The following is a 21262-nucleotide window of genomic DNA, read 5'->3' as shown; positions in this document are numbered from 1 at the left end:
CGTTTTTTTTCGGCATCCCGTTCGGTGAGGTGGCGTTTACCGGTGGATGTGGGGGGCGTCAACACCCCCCGTTGAAAAAAGAGGATTTTTTTATGGAAAACCCGGTCATCACCTTATTTGGCGGCAATGGCTTCATCGGGCGCGCACTCGTGCGCCAGCTTGTCGCGAAGGGGCATCATGTCCGCGTGGCCTCACGTGCGCCGCACAAGGCGGGCTCTCTTGTCGCCGAATCACCGCCGGGAACGGTCTTGCCTGTTTATGCCTCGGTGACGGATCGTGCGTCGGTGCGTGCAGCCCTGCAGGGTGCCGGGGCGGCCATCAATCTGGTCTCGATTCTGACAGAGAAGGGCGGGGCGACTTTCCAGCGCATGAACGCCGAGGCACCGGAACGCGTGGCTGAAGAGGCGCGTGCTGCAGGCGTGAAGCGATTCGTTCAGGTTTCGGCCATCGGTGCTGCGCCTGATTCGCCTTCACGTTACGGGCGTAGCAAGGCAGAGGGCGAGCGCAGGGTAAAAGCCGCATTCCCTGAGGCGACAATCCTGCGCCCAAGTGTTGTGTTCGGTCCGCAGGACAGCTTTCTGCGTATGTTTGGCCTCATGGCAAAAGTCCTGCCTGTCCTGCCTGTCTACTTTCCCGGAACGCGCCTTCAGCCCGTCTATGTCGAGGATGTCGCGAAGGCTGCCGCGCTCGCCCTGACGGAAAGCGGTCTGGGCGGAAGGCTGTTCGAGCTCGGCGGTCCTGATCGTCTCACCATGGCCGAGATCATGGCTTTCGTGGCGCAGTCCGTGGGGCGCACACCCCGACTTCTGACGGTGCCAGAGCGTGTTGCCCAGATACAGGCCAGTGTGATGGAGGTTCTACCGGGTAAGTTGCTGACGCGGGATCAGCTCGCGATGCTTTCGCAGGACAATATCGTGTCATCCGGGGCTGAGACCCTCGAAACCCTCGGAGTCGTTCCCCGGAGTGTGTATGATGTGGCACCGGAATATCTGAGCCAAATCAGCGCGTTGAGAATGATTCGCAAATAAATGGTCCGTTTCGGACCTAATAATTTGATATTTCTGTGTGTCCGCGCCATAAATCGTCAATATGGCCAGTGATAGGTAAGCATTGATGACTTATACGGGTCGTGAGCTTGTCTTACCTGTCCGTCATGTTTTTTGAGCGAGGCGACATGCGTCCGCTCGCCCTTGGGGAGGACGTGTCGTGGCCGAACGTATGCTGCAATTTGTGTCATTGCCGCAGGAGATGCCTGAGAAGCGTGACGCTGCCGAACGCCGGGAGGATTTCGGTGAAATCTACCGCGCTTTTGCGGTTGATCATGCCGAGCGTCAGGCCAGCCGTTGCTCGCAATGCGGCGTACCTTTCTGTTCGGTCCATTGCCCCCTGGGCAACAATATTCCCGACTGGCTGAAGCTGACGGCCGAGAACCGTCTGGAGGAGGCCTATCGTCTCTCCTCGGCGACAAATACCTTTCCTGAAATCTGCGGGCGCATCTGCCCGCAGGATCGTCTGTGCGAGGGCAACTGCGTCATTCAGAAGGATTTCGAGGCGGTTACGATCGGTGCCGTCGAGAAGTTCATCACTGAAACGGCTTTCGAGCAGGGTTGGGTCAAACCGCGCCTGCCGTCTTGCGAGCGTTCACAGAGCATCGGCGTAGTCGGTGCTGGTCCGGCCGGGCTTGCTGCGGCAGAATGGCTGCGGGCCCTTGGCTATCAGATTCATGTCTATGACCGTCATGATCGCGTCGGCGGGCTGATGGTCTATGGCATCCCGAGCTTCAAGCTTGAAAAGCACGTGCTGGCCCGTCGTCATGAGTTGCTCGAGGCACAGGGCATTGTCTTCCATCTTTCCACCCCCATAGGGGAAGGTGAGGGCGGCCTTTCTTTCGAGGCGCTTCGTGAAAAACACGATGCGGTCTTTCTGGGGACGGGCGTCTATCGTTCGCGTGAGGTTGCCGTGCCGGGCAGCGGACTGGGCGGTGTGGTTCAGGCGCTCGATTTTCTTACGGCGTCCAACCGCCGTGGTTATCATGAGACGCCGGGCGATGACTCCGTGCTGCACGCCAGGGGCAAGCATGTGGTGGTGATCGGTGGCGGTGATACGGCCATGGACTGCGTACGTACCTCCATCCGCCAGGGCGCCGAGAAAGTGACGTGCCTGTACCGCCGTGACCGGGCGAACATGCCGGGCTCGGTGCAGGAAGTGAAGAACGCCGAGGAAGAAGGCGTGAACTTCGCCTGGCTTGCGGCTCCCGAGGCTTTTCTCGGCGACGGCACCGTTAGCGGCGTGCGTGCCCATAAGATGCGTCTGAGCCTGCCCGATGCGTCCGGCCGACAGTCGGTCGAGGCCGTGCCTGAGAGCAGCTTCGTGATCGAGGCCGATCTGGTGATCAAGGCGCTGGGTTTTGACCCTGAGGATCTGCCGGGTGACTGGAATGCGCCGGAGCTGGCCGTGACCAAATGGGGCACGCTCAAGGTCACACCGGGACGATTCGAGACAAGCGTGCCAGGCGTTTTCGCAGGCGGCGATATCGTGCGCGGGGCCTCGCTTGTGGTTTGGGCCATTCGCGACGGACGTGAGGCCGCAGCTGAAATGCACCAATTTCTCTCTGGCACAGAGAGCATGACATCAGACCATGCCGCACAGGCAGTGGCGGCGGAGTAAGGGCCATGACCGAGAAGAGCTTCATCCAGTCCTATCAGGACAATGTCCGCGCCCTCGAAGGCCTTTATGACCCGACCATGGAGCGTGATGCCTGCGGCGTCGGGCTCGTGGCGGCACTGGACGGCAAGCGCCGTCGTGACGTGGTTCTGGCCGGTATCGCGGCGCTCAAGGCGCTCTGGCATCGCGGTGCGGTCGACGCCGATGGCAAGACCGGCGACGGTGCGGGCATCCATGTCGAGATCCCGCAGGATTTCTTCGCCGAGGCGATTCACAGCGCCGGTGATGACCATATCGAGGGTCGTATTGCCGTTGGCATGATCTTCCTGCCCAAGACCGATCTGGCCGCGCAGGAAGCAGGACGAGCGATCATCGAAAGCGAGATCCTCGATTTCGGCTATGGCATCTATGGCTGGCGTCAGGTGCCGATCGACACGGCCTGTATTGGTGAGAAGGCTAACGCGACGCGTCCCGAGATCGAGCAGATCATGGTGCGTAACCGCCTGAACCGTTCGGAAGCTGATTTCGAGCGCGATCTTTACGTCATCCGCCGTCGTATCGAGAAGGCTGCAGCAGCGGCTCAGGTCGATCTCTATGTGTGTTCGCTGTCGTGTCGTTCGCTCATCTACAAGGGCATGTTCCTTGCCGAGAACCTGACGGATTTCTATCCGGATCTTCTCGATGAGCGTTTCATCTCGCGCTTTGCGATCTACCACCAGCGGTACTCGACCAATACCTTCCCGACCTGGAAGCTGGCACAGCCATTCCGCCGTCTGGCGCATAATGGCGAAATCAACACGCTTTCGGGTAATGTGAACTGGATGCGCAGCCACGAGACGCGTCTCGCGAATGCCGAACTCGACCCCTATATGAGCGATCTCAAGCCGGTCGTTCAGGCGGCGGGCTCAGATACCGCCATGTTCGACAACGTGTTCGAGCTGCTCACCCATGCCGGGCGCGATGCCCCCATGGCCAAGACGCTGATGGTACCCGCCAGTGCCGGTGGCAATGCCGCCATGACTGACAAGCATCGGGCGCTGTTCTCCTACTGCAATGCTGTGATGGAGCCGTGGGATGGCCCTGCCGCCATCTGTGCGACCGATGGGCGCTGGGTTGTTGCCGGTCTTGACCGCGCGGGTCTGCGCCCGCTGCGCTATACCATCACGCAGGACGATCTGCTGATCGTGGGTTCCGAAGCCGGTATGGTGCGCGTGCAGGACGCCAATACGCGCATGAAGGGACGCCTCGGGCCGGGCGAGACGCTGGGTCTCGACCTTCAGGAAGCCAAGCTCTATGCGCCGCAGGAGCTGCTCGATCTTCTGGCCGAGCGTCAGGACTTCACCGCCTGGACGAAGCATATCCGTAATATCAGCTCCGTTGTGCGGGGCGATGTCGCCGAGCCGGTCCTGTTCAGCGCCGATCAGCTGCGCCGACGCCAGCTGGCCATGAGCCTGACGCATGAGGAAATGGAGACCATTCTTCATCCCATGGTCGAAACATCGGCAGAAGCCATCGGCTCGATGGGTGACGACACACCGCTTCAGGTTCTGTCGAGCACCTATCGCGGCTTGGCCCATTACTTCCGTCAGGGCTTCAGTCAGGTCACAAACCCGCCTATCGATTCCCTGCGCGAAATGAACGTGATGAGCCTCGTCACGCGCCTTGGTAATCTGGGCAACATCCTCGACCAGTCGCCCGAGCAATGCGACCTGCTGCAATTGCCGAGCCCTGTGCTCACCACGGGTGAGTTCGAGGCGCTGCGCAATTTCTGTGGCAAGGACGGCGCGACGGTCGATTGTACCTTCCGCGCCGCCGATGGCGAGGCCGGGCTGCGCGACGCTATCGCGCGCATCCGCCATGAGGCCGAGGATTATGTGCGCGGCGGCTGCACCCATCTCTTCCTCTCCGATGAGGGACAGAATGAAGAGCGCGTCGCGATCCCGATGATCCTCGCGACCGCCGCCGTGCATATCCATCTCGTGCGTCAGTCCCTGCGTACCTTCACCTCGCTCAATGTCCGCTCCTCCGATGTCATGGATGTACACGGCATGGCGGTGACGGTGGGCGTGGGCGCCACCACGGTGAACCCCTATCTGGCGCAGGAATGCATTGCCGATCGCTTGCAGCGTGGCCTCTTCGGCGAGCTGTCGCTGCGCGAGGCGGTAGAGCGTTATCGCAAGGCGCTCGACAAGGGTCTGCTCAAGATCATGTCGAAATCCGGCATTTCCATCGTTTCAGCCTATCGCGGTGGCTATAATTTCGAGGCCATTGGTCTGTCGCGCGCGCTTGTGGCCGAATTCTTCCCCGGCATGCCGTCGCGCATCTCGGGCATCGGTCTGCCCGGTCTGGCCCGCAATGCGCTCAAGGCGCATGAAACGGCTTATGCGGGCGGTGTGGACGCCCTGCCGATTGGCGGTTTGTACAAGCTGCGTCGCAAGGGCGAGGTTCACGCCTTCAGCGGCCAGCTCATCCACATGCTCCAGACGGCCGTCTCGACCGACAGCTTCTCACTGTTCAAGCGTTACGCCGATGCCGTGCGTCGTCAGCCCCCGACCGCTTTGCGCGATCTGCTCGATTTCCGCCGCGTGCGCGAGCCGATCCCTGTGGAAGATGTCGAGAGCATCACCTCCATCCGCCGTCGTCTCGTGGCTCCGGGCATCTCGCTTGGCGCACTGAGCCCGGAAGCGCATGAGACGCTCGCAATCGCCATGAACCGCATCGGCGCAAAGTCGGATTCAGGCGAGGGTGGTGAGGATGCTTCGCGCTTCACGCCGCGTGAGAACGGTGACAATGCCAGCTCGAAAATCAAGCAGGTGGCCTCGGGGCGCTTTGGTGTCACGGCGGAATATCTTAATAATTGCAGCGAGATCGAGATCAAGGTCGCCCAGGGGGCCAAGCCGGGAGAAGGCGGACAGCTGCCTGGCTTCAAGGTGACGGAACTCATTGGCAAGCTGCGCCATGCCACGCCTGGTGTGACGCTCATTTCGCCGCCGCCGCATCATGACATCTATTCCATCGAGGATCTGGCTCAGCTCATTTACGACCTGAAGCAGATCAACCCGGAGGCGACTGTCACCGTCAAGCTCGTGGCCCGTACAGGCATTGGCACGATTGCCGCCGGTGTGGCCAAGGCGAAGGCGGATGCGATCATGATCTCGGGCCATTGCGGTGGCACGGGGGCGAGCCCGCAATCCTCCATCAAATATGCGGGTCTCCCCTGGGAGATGGGGCTGACCGAGGCCAATCAGGTGCTGACGCTCAACCGCCTGCGCCATCGCGTGACCCTGCGTACCGATGGCGGTCTCAAGACCGGGCGTGATGTGGTGATGGCCGCTATGCTGGGTGCCGAGGAATTCGGCATCGGGACAGCAGCCCTCGTGGCCATGGGCTGCATCATGGTGCGCCAGTGCCATTCCAATACCTGTCCGGTGGGCGTGTGCGTTCAGGACGAGGCGCTGCGCGCCAAGTTCGAGGGTACACCCGAGAAGGTAATCAACCTCTTCTCCTTCATTGCCGAGGACGTACGCAACATTCTGGCCGAGCTTGGCTTCAAGAGCGTCGAGGAAATCATCGGCCGTACCGATCTGCTGCGTCAGGTCTCGCGCGGCGCGGATTATCTGGACGATCTGGATCTGAACTCGCTGCTGGTTCAGGCCGATCCGGGGCCGGATGCACGTTATTGCACCCGTGAAGGGCGCAATGAGGTGCCGGAGACGCTCGACGCGCAGGTCATCGCCGATGCAACGCCGCTGTTCGATCATCGCGAGAAGCTGCATCTGCACTACACGGTGCAGAATACGCATCGCGCCATCGGCACGCGCGTTTCGTCGCTGATCACCCGCAAATTCGGCATGAAGACTCTGCCTGAGGGGCATCTGACCCTGCGCCTGCGTGGTTCGGCCGGTCAGTCGCTGGGTGCTTTCGCAGTCCAGGGCCTCAAGCTCGATGTCGTGGGCGATGCGAACGACTACGTTGGCAAGGGCCTGTCGGGTGGCACCATCGTCGTTCGTCCGTCTCCCACCGCACCGTGGCGGTCGGAAGACAACGCGATCATTGGTAATACCGTGCTTTACGGTGCCACTGCCGGGTCGCTTTTCGCGGCGGGGCAGGCAGGCGAGCGCTTCGCTGTGCGTAACTCGGGCGCGACAGCTGTGGTCGAGGGCTGTGGTTCTAATGGCTGCGAGTACATGACTGGCGGTACGGTCGTGATCCTCGGCCATATCGGCGATAATTTTGGTGCCGGCTTTACGGGCGGCATGGCTTTCGTACTCGACAAGGAAGAGATGTTCGAGCGCCGTGTGAACCCGGATACGCTTCTCTGGGCGCGTATCGAGCCCGGCAGCGTATGGGAAGAGAACCTCCGTTCGCTCGTGCAGCGTCATGCCGATGAAACCGGCAGCGCCTATGCAGCCGAGCTTCTGCATCGTTGGGATCGAGTACTGTCGCAGTTCTGGCAGGTGGTTCCGCGCGATTATGCCCGCATCATCGGCTACGAACTGCCGGGCAAGCAGGAGGCGCTTTCCGCCTGAGCGGACAGGGCATCACGGGATCGCTTGAGGCGACGCCCGTAATGCCCATTCATAGCCAAACAGGCATATATTGCCTCTGAATATCTATTTTATTACCGAAAAGTCATTCGGTAGGGTCTAGCCCTCTCCCTCGGTCAATAGATCGCAGGGTCTCTTCTTCGAGGGTTATTCATGCCGTCTCAAGTCTCGACTTCAAAGGGCGTGGCGTCATCGGTCGCCGCTCTGGCCCTGTTATCGAGCGTCTTTTTCATGTGGGGCTTTGCGACTGTCCTCAACGACATTCTCGTTCCCCACCTGAAGGCTGCCTTCTCGCTCGACTACACTGCCTCCCTTCTGGTGCAGTTCTGCTTCTATCTTGGCTATCTGGTCATATCCCTGCCTGCCTCGCGTCTTGTTTCGGCCCTGGGCTACAAGAACGCGGTCATTCTCGGGCTTGTCGGCATGGCAGCGTCCTGCCTGCTTTTCATCCCTGCCAGCGCGTTTTTCTCCTACGGGTTTTTTCTGGTCGCGCTGTTTCTGCTGGCTGCGGCCATCACGCTGCTTCAGGTTGCAGCCAATCCGTATGTGGTGGTGATTGGTGATGAGGCCTCCGCATCGAGCCGCCTGACGATGGTTCAGGCCTTCAATTCGCTCGGCACGACGCTTGCGCCGCTGTTTGGCGGCATCCTGATCTTCGGGCGCAGCCATGAGAACTCGACAGGCGGCCAGCTTGCCGAGACGGCGGGGCAACACATCCAGGATGCCCAGATGGTGCAATTGCCGTACGGGCTGATTGCACTCGTGCTGCTGGCCATGGCGCTGGTTGTCTGGCGTTTCCCACTACCGTCCATCGATGCGGGCAGCCGAAAGGTGACGACCTCCGGGACGCAGCACAGTGTCTGGCGTCATCGCAATCTGTTCTGGGGCGTGCCCGCCATATTCCTCTACATGATCTGCGAGATTGGCATTGGCAGCACACTGGTGAATTTCATCTCACAAAAACAGATTGGCGATATGAGCCATGCCCAGGCAGCGCATTACGTGGCCTTTTTCTGGGGTGGGGCCATGGTGGGGCGCTTTGTCGGTGCGGCACTCATGCGGCGTGTTAGCCCGCATCTGATGCTGGGTCTCGCCAGCCTTGCCGGGGCCATGCTCATTCTGGTGGTTGTCTCGTCGAGTGGCGGGCTGGCCATGTGGGCGTTGCTCCTGACCGGGCTGTGCCACTCCATCATGTTCCCCACGATCTTCTCGCTCGGTGTCGCGGAACTCGGCCCACAGACAGAGCAGGGGGCGGGGTGGCTCATCATGGCCATTGCCGGTGGGGCAGCTGCGATTTTCCAGGGCGTGCTGGCAGACCATATCGGTCTATCCCTGTCCTATCTCCTGCCCTTTGTCTGTTACCTCTACCTTCTTTTCTATGCCAGCTGGGGGTCCGTGCCGCGCCGCCATGCGTCGGCAACCCGGGAGACGATATCATGATCAGGATTGCCGTTATCGGCGTCGGGCAGATTGCACGTCAGCAGCATCTCCCCGCCCTTGCTACGAGTTCGGCTTATCATCTGGCGGCGGCGGTATCACCCGTGCCGGTCACGATGGAGGTGCCGGTATTTGCATCCATAGAGGCCTTGATCGAAAGTCATATCGACATCGATGCCGTCGCTATCTGCACGCCGCCTTCCATGCGTTATGATCTCGCCATGCAGGCGCTGGAGGCGGGGTGGCATGTGCTGCTTGAAAAGCCCCCGACCCTGACGCGAAGCCAGGCGCAGGCTCTGCTGGCCGTCGCGCGTCAGCGCGGACTCACCGTGTTTGCAGCATGGCATTCGATTCATGCGGCGGCTGTGCCGAGTGTTGCAGCTTACCTGAAAGAGAATGACCCGGTCAGGGTAGAGATTAGCTGGAAGGAAAATGCCGATAAATGGCATCCCGGCGCGGACTGGCTGTGGCGCCCCGGTGCGCTGGGGGTTTTCGATGCAGGGATCAATGCCCTGTCCATTCTCTGCGCCGTCAGCCCCGAGGCACTCGTTTTCGAGCAGGCCTCGCTTGATTTCTTTGCGCAGCAGCAGGCACCGGCGCGGGCCCGTCTCGCGCTTGTTGGTGCGCGGACCCGTTGTCCCGTATCAGCCAGTTTCGACTGGCGGCATGAGCGGGAAAACGAGATATGGGAAATTATCTGGACCATGCCGGATGGGGCGCAGCTTCTTATGTCGGAAGGGGGCGCGAGGCTTTCTCTGGGAGGGAAGGTGATGCCCCTCGCCGAAAGTCGCGAATATGACGGGGTGTATGACAGCTTTGCGGCGCTGATTACGGCGCAGGACTGCGCTCTGGATTTGAGACCGCTGGATATTGTGACAGAGTCACTAGCCTATGGAACGCGCCATCACCGGGCAGATGAATTTCAATAAATATGTAATACAATTTGTCAGATAGGCCGATCATCTGTGTTCGCTAGCCTGTAGCACCTGACAATCACCAGATTTCAGGTAATGCAGGCTCTGGATACTTGCCTTTCTGTCCTGTCGGGTCCATCAAAAACGCTACAGGTCAGACAAAGAGGCGTGGTCCATGACGCGGAAATTCCCCGGTATCTCTGCAAGGGTCGCAGTACTTTGCGCGCCGCTTCTCGGTTCGGTGCTCATCAGCGTTCTGGCCTCGGGGGCCGCGTTTGCCGCGCCTATGCAGTTTCAGCGCAGTCTGCTCAATACCGGGGGTAAAAGCCCGGAGTTCTGTCTGCGCTTTGCTGCGCCGCTCGATAGCCAGGCAGGCCCCCATTATGCCGATCATGTGCAGATTACGCCCAGCCTGAGGCCTGAAATCTCGCTGCGCAACCGCGATCTGTGCCTTGGTGGTCTGGCCTGGGCCACCCGATATAATGTCACACTCACCAGCGGCATGCATGATGCGCGCGGCAACGTGCTGGCTGATCCGGTGGTGGTCAGCATGGCGACGGGTGACCGGACACCAAGCCTCAGTCTTGCAGGTGAGGGCTTTATCCTGCCCCGTCACAGCGTGGCCGGCCTTGATGTGCAAACTGTCAATATCGAGCGTGTACGTGTAAGTGTGTGGCGCCTGTCGCCTGTCGCCACCCAGAGCATGACCAGCGATGAGAGTTATCCTCGCGTCGATACGGGCGTCACCTCGCTCGAAGGCTATGAATTCAACAATCTGCGCGAAAAGCGTCTGAGCCAGATCTGGACCGGGACGATGGATACGCCGGGCACGCGCAATGCCACGACCGTCACGGCCTTTCCGATTGCGCGTGTGATTGCGGGCAAGAAGCCTGGGCTTTACCTCGTTACGGCTGAAAGCGCGCGCACGCCCAAGAGCGATAGCCGTATCGCTGCGCCTCATACCCCGCCGCGTACCAGTGACAGCTATGATGAGAGTGAGAGCCTCTCCATTGCCGCTCATTGGGTGAATGTGAGCGACATGGCGCTCACCACCATGCGTGGCGCGGACGGCCTGCATGTCTTCGCCAGAGCGCTCTCGACGGCGCTGCCTATGAAGGGTGTCTCGATACGGCTCGTGTCTCAGGGGGGGGATGACCTTGGTCAGGCGGTCAGCGATGCAACAGGTGGGGTTGCGTTTCCGGTTGGGCTGATAAAGGGCAAGGGGGCAGATCAACCGGTCTCACTCATCGCCATGAGCCCGACCGGAGATTACGCGACGTCCTCCCTCACTCAGGCGTGGTTCGATTTTTCCGACCGCGAGGCTGAAGGGCACAAGGCACCGGGGCCGCAACAGGCAGTGATCGCGACTGATCGCGGAATCTACCGTCCCGGCGAGACCATCAATACGACCCTGATTCTGCGCGATGCGCAGGGCCGTGCGCTGCCGGATCTGCCGCTCGACCTCGTCCTGCGTCGACCGGATGGCGTAAAGGCGCAGACCCTTCACCTGACACCACAAGCCTCTGGCGGCCTTGTGACCAGCCTTGCCCTTTCGGCCGCAGCGGCAGCGGGAAACTGGACACTTGAGGCCTATGTCGATCCCACGTCACCGCCCGTGGGACGCGCCTCGGTTCTGGTGCAGGATTTCGTCCCCCAGACCATTGCGGTCGATGCCACCCCGGCTAGCCCTTTCATTACCGAGGGGCAGAAGCTCGGCATCGCGGTTGAAGGGCGCTATCTCTATGGTGCCCCGGCTGCGCATCTGAGGGGAGAGGGCGTCTTGCGTGTCATGCGTGATGAGACCCCCGTCGCAGAGGCAAAAGGCTTCGTGTTCGGGTTGCAGACCCAAAATTTCAGCCCTGACCAGCAGAGCCTTGCAGTACCCGACACGGATGATTCAGGCCACGCTGCACTGAGCGTCCTGCCCGAAATCCCCAATGGGCTCACACTGCCGCTCAAGGCAGAAATCCGCCTCAGCCTGTTCGATCCTGCCGGGCGCAGTGTCAGCAAGATCCTGACGCTGCCCATTCGTCGCAACAGGCCGCTGATCGGTGTGCGTGTCACCCCACCTGCAAGTGGGGGGGAACTGGAAACCCGCTCGGTCCCCGTTGATGTGATCGCGCTCAATCCCGATAACAAGGCATTGGCCAATCACGTCCTCAGATGGACAATCGTGCGTGAAAACGAGACCTATGACTGGATCAGGAACAGCCAGGGTTGGCACTTCATTCGTCATGTCATTGATGAGCCGCTCCAGAATGGCACGCTGACAACAGATGCCTCGGGGCGGGCGCATTTCGCGACTGAACTGGATGGCGGGCGCTATCGCGTCATTCTGAGTGACCCGCAAAGCAACGCAGCGAGTTCATCCCGCTTCGCCACGGGTTGGTGGTCGGATTCTACCGAAAAGCCCAATGCGCCTGATCGCCTGAGCCTGACCGTGCGCGACAAAATCCTGCCGGTGGGTGGTGAAACCGTTGTGCATGTGCAGGCGCCTTTTGCAGGCGAAGCACAGATCGTGATTGCGACAGACAAGGTCGAGAGCACAAAAACGGTCACCCTGCCCAAAGGCGGACTTGATATCCCGGTGAAAGCGGAAGCGGGCTGGCCCGGTGGCGCCTATGTGCTCGTTACAGCCTATCGACCGCTCGATACGCCTGTGCGTCCGCATGAGCCGTCACGGGCGGTGGGGCTTGGCTATATCGGTCTGGACCAGTCGGCGCATCACCTCAAAATCGCACTCGATGCACCGGCTGTGCTGAGGCCGCAGGGTCACGCAGTACTTCCCCTGACCGTCACGGGGGGCAAGAAGGTTCACCTCGTGGTCTCGGCGGTGGACCAGGGTATTCTCGCCCTGACGCAGTGGAAGCTGCCGGATGCGTTCGATCTGGTTTATGGGCGCCGCGCCTTCGCGCTCGATATACGCGACAGCTACGCGCATCTCATGACTCCGGTCGGACAGGGCGGCGAGATTCGCGAAGGTGGTGATGAGGGCGGCGATGGCGGGGGCGGGCTTTCTGTCACGTCCACCCGTATCGTCTCGCTGTTCTCGGGCATAATCACCACGGATGATGCGGGTCATGCTGCCATACCGCTGGATATTCCCGATTTTGAGGGCACGTTGCATCTGATGGTCACGGCCTGGTCGGACGACGCCCTGGGCACGGCGGAATCCGACGTGCTCGTTCGTGACCCGGTCTTTGCCGATCTTACCCTGCCGCGTTTCCTGGCGCCGGGCGACGTGACCGACAGTCTGGTCTCGATCGTCAATACCGAAGGCGAGGCTGGACGTTATACGGCAACCCTGAGCGCCACAGGGCCGATCCGCATTACGGGGCCCGGGCATTTCGAAGCCAATCTCGCAAAGGGCGCACGCCAGTCGTTTCGTGCCGGTTTGCAGGCCGGTGACTCGGGCATCGCCCACATGACGATCAGGGTGCAGGACAAGGCCGGTCGGCCTGTGCTGACACGAGGCTGGGATCTTCAGGTCAGGCCGGGCCATCTGCCCTTCACCCGCTCGGTGGTCAAGCCGCAGGCACCCGGTGAAAGCTACGAGGCTTCGGCCGATCTGCTGGCACCGTTCGAGCCCGGCAGCTCGCGGGTGACGCTGGGCTATTCCGGGGTGCACGGGATTGATACGATCGGCCTGCTTCAGACGCTCGAGGCCGGATATGGCACTGACAGCGTTTCGCTTGCAGCCTCGGCACGCGGGCTTCTGGCCTTCAAGGGACACGATGAGCTGGCACGGCTGACCGTGCCCGAAGGGGCGGATAAACGGATCAACAGTGCCATTGCCATGCTCGTCGATCGCGAGGATGCCGGTGGGCGTTTTGGCTCATGGCGCTTGAATGATGGCCGTCTGTTCCCCTGGGAGCAGCTCTACGTCGTCGATTTTCTCGTCCATGCCAAAGAGGCTGGATACGGGGTGCCTGCGCCTGCGCTCGATCGTGCGCTGGACTGGCTGGAGACTTCCCAGGCCCAGAGCCCCGGGGATGCGAGCCGTGATGAACGCAATAGCGAAGGCGCGGTCACGCCTGAGACACGCGCTTATGCGCTCTATGTTCTCGCCCGCGCGGGAAGGCTGGATATCGGTGCCCTGCGTGCGCTGGGTGACCGTACGACGGCAAGGACAAGCAATGGCGTATCGCGCATCTATTGGGGTGATACGGCAGCTAACGCGGCTTTCGCCGATGCGCTGGCGCTTGGACATCTCGCCGGTGGGCTCTCGCTGGGGAATGAGCGTGGCATGAGCAACACGCTGTTCGGGATGGCGGTCGATGCCCTTGGCCCGGTCCGCTCGGGTCGACCGGCGGCTTCCGATCCGTTCTACTGGATCTATCTGCGTGATCTGGGCGGTCTCGTGCCGCTGGCGGCAGAGAGTGGCAACAAGGGGCTTGCGCAGAAACTGATCGATCGCTTCGGCCAGCTCGACGTCTCGCTCTCGTCACTGCCTGCCGAGACCACAACAGCAATGCTCGAGGCGGCCCGCGCCATGGAACGCCCCGACCCGGCGCGCGGGATTGCCGTCAACGGCAAGGAGATGCCCCGTCCCATCGCCATGCCTGTTGCCTTCGCGCCCGAGCCATCGGCACTGCAGGGTTATCGCCTGACCAATACCGGCACGACCCCGCTCTGGCTGACCGAAACCGTGACGGGCACCCCGCGAGAGGCGCCGGACGCCGTTAATGCGGGAATGACCCTTCGTGTATCCATGCTGACCATGAGCGGCGATCCGTACGATCCCGGCCAGGGGCATCAGAATGACCGGTTCATCGTGCTGGTGCAGGGTGAGGCGCAGGACCGGAACGCGCATCACTGCCTTCTGACCGATCTGCTCCCGGCAGGCTGGGAAATCGAGAGCCTGGTGCAGGCACACGGGCATGGCATGGGTCGTGACCGGGACGGTGATGAGGGAACCGACGATGATGACAGGCGCGAGGCTTCTCAATCGGGTGGCTCCATGTTTGCCTCTCTGGGCGAACTCACCGTGCCGCATCATGTCGCGATCAGGGATGATCGTCTGACGGTCGCTTTCGATATCGCTGGCGGATCCTATCGCCCGAGCGATGCCAATCTGCTGGCTTCAAATGCCTTTCGTCTGGCCTATATCGTGCGCGCCGTGGCGCCGGGGCAGTTCCTGCGCCCCGAAACGATGGTGAAGGACCGTTTCAGCCCGTCAGTGATGGCGCGCAGTGCTTCGAGCCGGATTGTCATCGCCCCACGATGAACGAAGGGCGCGAGATACCGGCGGTTAGTCCGGCGCGTAATCCGGCGCGCCGTCTGGCCCGGTCGGGCCAGATGGTCTGCGCCCTTCTGGGTTGTGTCACCCTGACGGTGGCGCTGCTCTGGGGGGCAGACAGGCTTTTTCCGCCCGATATGTCGCGTGCCCGCGCCTTCGCCCTGTTGATGCAGGACAGGCGTGGCGAGGTAATGGACGGACGGGTGAGCGGCGATGGCGCATGGCGTTTCGCCACACCGGCCGCATCGGTCGATCCGCATTATCGCGCCATGCTGCTCGCGATCGAGGACAGGCGTTTCTGGCTGCACCCCGGAATTGATCCCCTGTCGCTGTTGCGGGCGGGTTATCAGCTCACCACCCGCGGCCATATTGTCTCGGGCGGCTCGACGCTGGCCATGCAGACGGCCCGGCTGCTCAGCCCGCATCGTCACAGCTGGCGCGGCAAGATTCAGGATATGGCGCGGGCGCTTCAGCTTGAATGGCGCTACGGGCATCGGGGTGTTCTGGATCTCTATCTGACACTCGCGCCGGAAAGCCGGAACATCGAAGGCATACGCGCGGCGTCGCTCCTCTGGTTCGGGCATGAGCCCCTGCATCTGAGCGATGAGGAGGCGGCCCTTCTGATCATGATGGCGCGTCATCCGGAAGCCCTGCGCCCCGACCGTCATCCGCAGGCGGCGCACAGGGCCGTTGCAGCCCTGCTTGCGGGCCATCCATCCCTGCGCACCGCAGGGGAGGCGACGCCCTTCGCCCTGATACCCGCCGGAATCGTCCACGAGGCGCAGGGTGCGTTGACCTGGCAGTGGCGGCAGGGGACGCGCAACGTCTATCAGGCATCGCTCGACCGGCGTATCCAGAGCAATCTCGCGCGTATCCTGCGCCAGACACCCCCGCCGGAAGGGGGCACATGGGCTGTTCTGGTGGCGCAGCGCGACGGGGGTATCGCGGCATGGCAAGGCAATGCCGGCAATGGCTGCTCGGGCTGCGCTGCGGATATGATCACCTCATGGCGCTCACCGGGGTCGACGCTCAAGCCTGCAATCTATGCGCTCGCCTTCCAGCTCGGCTATCTGGCGCCCGATACGCTCATACAGGATCGCGCCACGCGCTTTGGCGGCTACGCGCCACGCAACTACGACCGCGTCTTTCATGGCACGACCACCATACGCAATGCCCTGCAACGGTCGTATAATCTGCCAGCCGTGAGGGCGCTCGACATGATTGGCGCGTCCTATTTTGCCGGAACGCTCGATGCCGCCGGCATAAGGCTGAAACTTCCACCGGCGACACCGCCGAGTCTGGCCCTCGCACTGGGGGGTGTTGGCATCACGCCGCTCGATCTGGCGCGGCTCTATGGCATCTTTGCCAATCACGGCATGTCACGTCCGGTCGGACTGGACTGGCCCGTCGCGCCTTCTGAGGGGATGAGAATGATCGGCGGTCATGCTGCCCATCAGATCATGTCCATCCTGCGCGGCACGCCGTTGCCTAAAGGACGCATCGACACGCAGGACCAGCGCATGGCGTTCAAGACAGGCACTTCATACGGGCAGCGCGATGCCTGGGCCGTTGGGGTAAGGGGGGACTGGATTGTCGTGGTCTGGGGCGGACGGCCTGACGGTACCGCTGTGCCCGGCATTACCGGCCTCGGTACCAGCGCACCGTTGCTCATGAACGTTTTCGACATCCTGCCTCCTGAAGGAGATGAAGGCCCGGATGCCATGGCGCCCGCAGCCTCGTTGTCGCCCGCTTTGGTGAGGGCGCGTGACAATGCAGGGCCGCGCATCGTGCAACCGGGCAACGGGGGCGTGGTGGAGTGCTTTGCCGAGGATGGTCAGGTCACCCCGCTGGGGTTGGTGGCCAGCGGGGGAACGGAGCCCTATCGCTGGCTCGTCAATGGCGTGCCACTCGACACACCGGTGGGGATCACGCCGTCATGGAAGCCGGACAGCCCCGGCTTTGTGCATATTGCCCTCGTAGATGCCACCGGTGCCGGCAGTGCGGTGGATATCAGGATCCGTTGAACGCTGGGCGGAGGAGCGGGCCCTCTTTTTTCACACTGCGCGTTTTTCGAGCGTTATAACCTATCCGGGCTCAAGACCTGTCGTCATGGGTGGGCAGGGGAAGCACATCCTTTGGCGGAGTCCAGCCGCCGCCTGCTGCCTGGTAGAGCGTGGCGATTTCGGCCAGTCTCGATGCCCTGACCTGTACAGTCTGAAGCTCGGCTGACAAGGCTGCGGTTTCGGCATTGGCGACATCGAAATAATTGACATAGCCGGTCGCGAGTTCCTTGCGTGCATCCTCGAGGGTGTGGCGTCGTGCCTCAAGGCTGCGTTGCAGACTCTCTTCCTGTGCCGCCAGTCGGGTTACGCCAGTAAGGGCATCCTGCACCTCGCGAAATGCCTGAACCGCCACCTTGCGGTAGCTCCATGCGGCCTGGTTGCGCTGCGATACCGCCATGCTTTCACGGGCTCGCAGAGCGCCGCCCTCGAAGATAGGCGCCAGCATACTACCGCCCAGAGACCAGATCGTGCCCGAGATGGGGGTTGTGCCCCCCGCCGTGCCGATGCCGGGATTGATACTGATATCGGGCAAAAAGGCGGCACGGGCGGAGCGCAGGGAGTGATCGGCTGCGATGATCTGATCTGCTGCCGCAATAAGATCGGGCCGGTTGGCAAGCAGACGCGCCGGAACGGGGGTTACCGCTGGAGGGAGCGTGAGTGCGGCGAGCGGTTTGCCTTGCGTCAGACGCGCCATCTCGTCACTGGGCATTTCGCCTAGAAGCACGGCAAGGGCGTTCTCCTGCTGTGAAATCTGCAGGCGGGTCGACTCGATCTGGGACTGGGCGTCGCTGACCAGAGCGCTCGCCTGATCGAAAGTGCTGGTTTTCTCATAGCCGGTGGCAAGCTGGTGGCGCACGCGGACCAGTTCATTCTGCCGAACGATCAACGTGCGTTGCAGCACGTCCAGCGCCGTGCGCGAGGCCTGAAGTGACACATAGGCACGTACCGTATCGCCGATCAGTGCCAGACGGACGGCTTCCCTGTTCGCGGCGCTGGCAAGGGTCTGGATCCGGGCCGCGCGGGTCTGCTCGCGCAGCTTGCCGAACAGATCGAAATCGAATGTCAGGCCACCGCCAAGGATATACTGGCTGAAATTCGATCCGAAGAGGCGGCTATTGCCGATACCAAGAGCCTGACCGTCGATATGGGGAAGCTGGGCACTGAGGGCGAGGCGCATTTGCGCACGCGCCTGCATGACATTTTCAGCCGCCAAAGCAAGATCGGGGTTGTTGTTCAGCGCATGGGCGACAAGAGCCACCAGAACAGGGTCGCCGAACTGTCCCCACCATTGCGGGTCGAGCTTCGTGTGCATCGCTGCCTGGTCACCCTGCCGCCATTGTGCCGGTGCCACCACGGCAGAGCCTTTCGGCAGGTTGAAATCCCCCTCCTGACACCCCGTCGCACCGAGCGATAAAAGGCATAGCCCGGTCAGGATTTTGGCAGGATAGTATCGCCGCCAACCATAACCAGTCTTCATGGCGTCTGGGTTCCTGCTGTGCCGGTGTCAGCCGTGGACCGGGCAATATCGGAAGACGACTGAGGCGGCGTGGCGACGTAGGATTCGACCGACATGCCCGGGGCGAGGCGATCGGCGTTGGGCTGGTTCGGGTCAATGGCTATGTAGATGCCGATACGCTGGGGAATTTTCACGAAATTGCCCGTCGCATTATCCGGTTTGACAACTGCAAATTCTGAGCCCGTTGCGGGTGCGATACGGAAAACCCGTCCTGTGAATTTCTGCCCGTTCAGGCCGTCCACGGTGAAAGAGGCCGCCTGACCGATGCGGATATTGCCAGTCTGGGCTTCCTTGTACTCGGCAACCACCCAGCGCTCACCGGGGACCAGAGAGAATAGTGCGGTGCCTGCTCCCACATAGGCGCCGATATGCGTGCCGCCCGTGCGGCCAATCACACCATCACTGGCCGCACGTATATGGGTGCGACCGAGGTCGATGCGCGCCGAGTCAAGGGTTGCAGCCGCCTGACGAACCTGCGCGCTGAGAACTTCTTCCTGCACATCCGCCGCTTTCACATCGGCCTGTGCGGCACGGATATCGGCCTGAGCCTGACGCAATGCCGCTTGGTCGGAACGCAGGGCATCGAGGCCGGAATCATATTCCACACGCGACACGCTCTGATCGCCCACGAGGGCCGCCTGTCGCCGATGATCCGCCGTGCTGCGTGTCAGGTGGGCCTGTGCCGTCATCAGGGCCGCCTGACGCTGGTCGAGCCGCGCACGGGCCGAGGCCTGGTTCTGTCTGTTATTGTCCAACGCCGCCTGCCTGCTTGCAAGATCGGCTTCGGATTGTGCCACGCGGGCGCGATAGGTGCTTTCGTCAATCTGCACCAGAAGCTGTCCCCTATGTACCGGGGCGAAGTCGGTCACGAAAACCCCCTCGATATAACCCGGCACTTCAGGCGCCACGATGGTGACATGGCCCTGCACATAGGCATCATCCGTGCTTACACCCTCGGTCCCGAAAGGGGCTAGGCCGAAGGTTGCCAGCACACAACCGATGGCGATGAAAGCCAGCAAGGCCACCACGCTCAGTATGGTGATGCTGCGTCGGGGGGGATGCCAGACCGCGCCTGATGGGGGCGCTGCGGGCGCCCCTCCCGATGCTGTCTTGCCGGGAGGCGGCGCATTCTGGTCGGGGGGGAGAGAATGTGTGTTGGTCATGAGAGGCGCTTGTTCGTGAATTGCATGAGATGCCGCCCGATGAGGAAGAGGCCGATCAGAATGGCGGCGCAAAGCGCCAGGACGGCCACGAAACCGAACAGGTTTAGATACCCCATGATGGCGGATTGATCCGAAAGGGTGCTGGAAACACCACTCAGGCCTCGACGCGCCGTGGCGAGGGAGAGACTGGCTGTGTCGTCGAGGCGTGAACTGAACCCGGTCAGGGCATAGCGTTCGTAATAATACTGGATACTGCCCAGCAGGGCCGCCCCCGTGACGCTGCCGATACTCTGCGTGATGGCAAAGACATAGATGGTGGAGATGAAATGGCTCGTATCCGATTTGAGCACCAGAATGACACCATAGAGCAGGGCCGGCCCGACGAAGAGCGTGGTGCCGAAGCCCAGCAGCATCTGTGAAAGATACATGTCGGCAGGGCGTGTGAGGCCGTTACTGCCGGAATCAAGCCATGCGGCAAGGGCGATGGCGAGCAGGGCCACGATGCACTGATAGGGGATTGCACGGGCCGAGAGGGTCAGCGCCATGACGGTCATCCCAGCCACCATGCCCAGAATCACCAGCAGATAAAGCGTGTGATACTGGTCATTGAGCAGCCCCGCATGACCGAGCAATCCGATAGCACCGGTGTTCTGCTCTGACAGCAGAAGCCGTTCCATGATGGCGACAAACGCAAAACGGAAAATCGTGCCGGTACTCAGCCAGTCGATCTGGAGCAGCGGACGCGTGCGGCAGAGCTCAACTGCTAGAGCCGCAGCGCCAAAACCGATTGTGCCGACAAGCAGCCACCCGATCCAGGGGGTGTCTGTCCACCACATGGTGCGCCCGAAAGTCAGGAACGAGGCAAGGCAGATCGACATGCCGCACAGGAGCAGGGCTGACATGCCGTCCATCTTCTCGAAAACGCGGCCCATATTGGTTTTCGGCAGGGGCAGCAGCAGAACGAAGGCGAGTTGCAGGGCAGCGAAGGCCGTGCCGAGGCACGCAAAGCCATGATTGCCCGAGCGGGTCAGCGTTTCGACGGGAATAAGGGCCGCCAGCGGGATGGCGATCTGTAGGGAGGTGATGGCAATGGCGATGGCCATGACACGATGCGATTTGGGGAGCGCTTGGATCAGGTAATAAACGCCCCCCGCAACGCTGGTCGATACCATAAGCCCGTTGCTGGCACGGTTGATGATCAGGGTTGCGAAACACGGGGCGGCGATCAGCAGCAGCCCGGTTGCCACATTCACCCCGAGCAGGGTGATGAGAAAGAACATGATGCCGAATTGCTGGCGCCCCTTGATGACAACCAGATTGGCAAAGGCCGCCGCCCCGACAAACGCGGCGATCAGCCATTCCGCCTCGGCTGTGGTCAGCCTGGCTTCACCGGCTGCGCTCCCGAGATTGCCCGAAAGGAGGGCGTTCTGGGTTGAGGCAATGATGGGCATGAAAATGCCCATGCAGGCATAGAGAACCCGACGCCACATAGGGTGATGGGCGATATAGGGAGCGCCCAGAAGAGGAGGGCGCTCCAGTCCGGCGGTCGATTGGGCGTCGCTCAGAAGATTACACCTTCTGAAGCTAATGTCCTCATGCAGTCATACGGAAGAAGCCGCCTGTCTGGATGCAGAATCGCCGCAGGGAGTTTGGACTGTCCAAGTAAATATAACATCGATCTGCGCATGGTATGCCGATTATATGGCAGACTATTTATGA

At 61.6% G+C, this 21262-nt stretch carries 10 protein-coding genes; 7 read left to right on the top strand and 3 right to left on the bottom strand.

The features are described 5' to 3' along the window. Positions 1-92: 92 nt before the first annotated feature. The 7 genes from P5689_RS02835 to P5689_RS02805 all read left to right on the top strand — a co-directional run bounded on the left by P5689_RS02835 (position 93) and on the right by P5689_RS02805 (position 16825). Positions 93-1028 carry a complex I NDUFA9 subunit family protein gene (locus tag P5689_RS02835; RefSeq protein WP_285532026.1) on the top strand — a complete coding sequence of 312 codons (936 nt, stop codon included), beginning with the start codon at positions 93-95 and terminating at the stop codon, positions 1026-1028. A 178-nt stretch (positions 1029-1206) separates the two neighbouring features. Further along, a complete protein-coding gene (locus tag P5689_RS02830) occupies positions 1207-2667 on the top strand; it encodes an NAD(P)-dependent oxidoreductase (RefSeq protein ID WP_285532025.1) in 1461 nt (486 codons plus the stop codon). 5 nt (positions 2668-2672) lie between these two features. Continuing rightward, complete coding sequence (gene gltB / locus P5689_RS02825) at positions 2673-7193, top strand: glutamate synthase large subunit (RefSeq protein WP_035443882.1); 4521 nt, start codon at positions 2673-2675, stop codon at positions 7191-7193. Positions 7194-7364: 171 nt separating this feature from the next. After that, positions 7365-8651, top strand: coding sequence for a sugar MFS transporter (locus P5689_RS02820; protein WP_031240627.1), 1287 nt, complete (start codon positions 7365-7367; stop codon positions 8649-8651). Then, entirely contained in the window at positions 8648-9577 is a 930-nt protein-coding gene (locus P5689_RS02815) for a Gfo/Idh/MocA family protein (RefSeq protein ID WP_031240626.1), read from the top strand. Before P5689_RS02820 ends, P5689_RS02815 begins: the two co-directional genes overlap by 4 nt. A gap of 160 nt (positions 9578-9737) precedes the next feature. Continuing rightward, positions 9738-14789, top strand: a complete 5052-nt coding sequence (locus P5689_RS02810) for an MG2 domain-containing protein (protein ID WP_285532024.1) — start codon at positions 9738-9740, stop codon at positions 14787-14789. Further along, positions 14786-16825, top strand: coding sequence for a transglycosylase domain-containing protein (locus P5689_RS02805; protein WP_285532023.1), 2040 nt, complete (start codon positions 14786-14788; stop codon positions 16823-16825). The genes P5689_RS02810 and P5689_RS02805 overlap by 4 nt, the downstream gene beginning before the upstream one ends. A 70-nt stretch (positions 16826-16895) precedes the next feature. On the opposite strand, the gene P5689_RS02800 is transcribed toward P5689_RS02805, so the two are convergent. From P5689_RS02800 to P5689_RS02790, 3 genes are read right to left on the bottom strand one after another with little or no spacing between them, the layout of a single operon-like run. Continuing rightward, positions 16896-18341, bottom strand: a complete 1446-nt coding sequence (locus P5689_RS02800; RefSeq protein ID WP_285532022.1) for an efflux transporter outer membrane subunit — start codon at positions 18339-18341, stop codon at positions 16896-16898. Then, positions 18338-19543, bottom strand: coding sequence for an HlyD family secretion protein (locus tag P5689_RS02795; protein ID WP_285532021.1), 1206 nt, complete (start codon positions 19541-19543; stop codon positions 18338-18340). Before P5689_RS02795 ends, P5689_RS02800 begins: the two co-directional genes overlap by 4 nt. Beyond that, positions 19540-20994 (bottom strand): hypothetical protein, encoded by a 1455-nt coding sequence (locus P5689_RS02790; RefSeq protein WP_285532020.1) that lies wholly within the window; start codon positions 20992-20994, stop codon positions 19540-19542. Before P5689_RS02790 ends, P5689_RS02795 begins: the two co-directional genes overlap by 4 nt. Positions 20995-21262: the final 268 nt, after the last annotated feature.

Source organism: Asaia sp. HumB (genome assembly GCF_030263835.1).
In the GTDB taxonomy this organism is placed as follows: Bacteria; Pseudomonadota; Alphaproteobacteria; order Acetobacterales; family Acetobacteraceae; genus Asaia; species Asaia bogorensis.
This window is presented reverse-complemented; position numbering and strand designations above follow the sequence as displayed.

Excerpts from the sequence above, each read along its gene's own strand:
- P5689_RS02800 (WP_285532022.1), bottom strand. The coding sequence starts at position 18,341 with ATGAAGACTGGTTATGGTTGGCGGCGATACTATCCTGCCAAAATCCTG.
- P5689_RS02790 (WP_285532020.1), bottom strand. The coding sequence starts at position 20,994 with ATGCCCATCATTGCCTCAACCCAGAACGCCCTCCTTTCGGGCAATCTC.
- P5689_RS02835 (WP_285532026.1), top strand. The coding sequence starts at position 93 with ATGGAAAACCCGGTCATCACCTTATTTGGCGGCAATGGCTTCATCGGG.
- P5689_RS02820 (WP_031240627.1), top strand. The coding sequence starts at position 7,365 with ATGCCGTCTCAAGTCTCGACTTCAAAGGGCGTGGCGTCATCGGTCGCC.
- gltB (WP_035443882.1), top strand. The coding sequence starts at position 2,673 with ATGACCGAGAAGAGCTTCATCCAGTCCTATCAGGACAATGTCCGCGCC.
- P5689_RS02815 (WP_031240626.1), top strand. The coding sequence starts at position 8,648 with ATGATCAGGATTGCCGTTATCGGCGTCGGGCAGATTGCACGTCAGCAG.
- P5689_RS02810 (WP_285532024.1), top strand. The coding sequence starts at position 9,738 with ATGACGCGGAAATTCCCCGGTATCTCTGCAAGGGTCGCAGTACTTTGC.
- P5689_RS02795 (WP_285532021.1), bottom strand. The coding sequence starts at position 19,543 with ATGACCAACACACATTCTCTCCCCCCCGACCAGAATGCGCCGCCTCCC.
- P5689_RS02805 (WP_285532023.1), top strand. The coding sequence starts at position 14,786 with ATGAACGAAGGGCGCGAGATACCGGCGGTTAGTCCGGCGCGTAATCCG.